Below are 1,457 nucleotides of genomic sequence, written 5' to 3'. Positions count from 1 at the left end.
CTCGGCAGCGCCCCAGACCACACGGTCCAGGCGCGCATGCAAGATGGCGCCAGCGCACATCGCGCAGGGCTCCAAGCTGACATACAAGATACAGCCATCGAGCCGGTAATTGCCCAGGCGCTTGGCCGCATCGCGCAGCGCCTCGATCTCGGCATGGGCGCTGGGGTCGTGTGCGCCAATCGGGTGGTTAAAGCCCCGGCCGACGATCTGGCCATCACGCACCACCACGGCACCCACGGGCACTTCGCCAGCCTCGGCCGCAGCGCGCGCCTGTTCCAGCGCGGCGCGCATCCAGTGCGCGTCATCGGGCTGGGGGGGCAGCTGGCCGCCGGTGCTGGCGGGGACGAGGCTGTCAGCCATTGCTGTCACTCTTCGGCTTGCTTCAGGCGCTGCGCATCCTGCTGCACCGCCTGGTTCAGCTGGTCCTGCACCTGCTGCTGGATCTGCCGGCTTTGTGCATTCACATCCTTGCTGGTGTCGATCTGCGGCACGCGCACGCCTTCGACGGCGGCAGGGGTGGGTGCCTTGGTCACCCCCATGTTCTGCTTCATCAGCAACGCCACAATCGCCATCACCACCAACAACCCTGCCAAACCCAATACAGCCCGCATAGCATCCTCCCTCCATTCCGTATGCGGTCTGATTATCGCGCGGCGTCGTGGCAAGCGGCAGGCAAGCCCTGGTTGGCCTGCCACAGCTGCACCGCCAGCGCCCGGATCTCATCGGCCAGGTGCAGGCGCTGCAGCCAGTGGTGCGGTATGCCCTGCTCGCCCCAAAAGGCGCCCGCAATCTGGCCGGTGATGGCCGCCGTGGTGTCGGCGTCGTCGCCCAGATTCGCGGCCTCCAGCACCGCGTCCGCAAAGCAGTCATGCCGGGCAAAGCACCACAGCGCTGCTTCGAGGCTGCGCACCACATAACCCGAGCCCTGGATGTCGTCCCGGCTTTTGGCCTGGTACTGGCCTTGCGCAATCTGCTGCAGCTGGGGGCTGGCCAGCGGCAGATCGGACAGCGCCAGCACCTCATTTTTGGGCCGCCCCTGCAGCGCGCGGGCGATGGCGACCGCCAGCAGGCGGCAGGCATCCAGGCACTCCGCCGCGCCATGCGTGGTTTGCGAGCTGAGTGCTGCCTTGTCTTGCAGATGCTGCTCATCGCCGCAAAAGCGCAGCGCCACAGGTGCCAGCCGCATGATCGAGCCATTGCCCGCGCTGTGCGGGTCCGTGCTGCCAGCCAGCGGATTGCCGGTTAACAAGAACCTTTGCAAAGCTTCCCGCGTGGCCAAGCCAATGTCAAAGCAATGGCCGGTAGCGCTCCAGTAACCCCACTGGTACCAGTTGGCATAGCGCGCCATCTGGTCGGCCGGGTCGCAATCGCCCTTGGTGAACAGGCTCTCGGCCAGGCACAGCGCCATCGAGGTGTCGTCGGTCCATTGCCCGGCGCGCAGCGAGAACGGGCCTCCG

The 1,457-nt window shown here is 66.6% G+C and carries 3 protein-coding genes; all 3 read right to left on the bottom strand.

The window, feature by feature from the left end; genetic code table 11:
* Positions 1 to 360, bottom strand: a 360-nt coding sequence (locus tag H928_RS27425) for a nucleoside deaminase (RefSeq protein WP_021026732.1), incomplete at its 3' end; no start/stop codon positions are given.
* Between the two features lie 5 nt (positions 361 to 365).
* Entirely contained in the window at positions 366 to 611 is a 246-nt protein-coding gene (locus tag H928_RS0112010; RefSeq protein ID WP_021026731.1) for a hypothetical protein, read from the bottom strand.
* A gap of 32 nt (positions 612 to 643) precedes the next feature.
* On the bottom strand, positions 644 to 1,457 hold an 814-nt coding region (locus H928_RS27420), incomplete at its 5' end, for an ADP-ribosylglycohydrolase family protein (protein WP_239644945.1).

The sequence above is a fragment of the Comamonas sp. B-9 genome, assembly GCF_000410635.1.
In the GTDB taxonomy this organism is placed as follows: Bacteria; Pseudomonadota; Gammaproteobacteria; order Burkholderiales; family Burkholderiaceae_C; genus Comamonas.
Note: the sequence above shows the minus strand (reverse complement) of the source record. Positions and strands in the feature narration are given on the sequence as shown.

What these genes read in the sequence shown, in the direction of transcription:
- H928_RS0112010 (WP_021026731.1), bottom strand. Translation starts at nt 611, where the DNA reads ATGCGGGCTGTATTGGGTTTGGCAGGGTTGTTGGTGGTGATGGCGATT.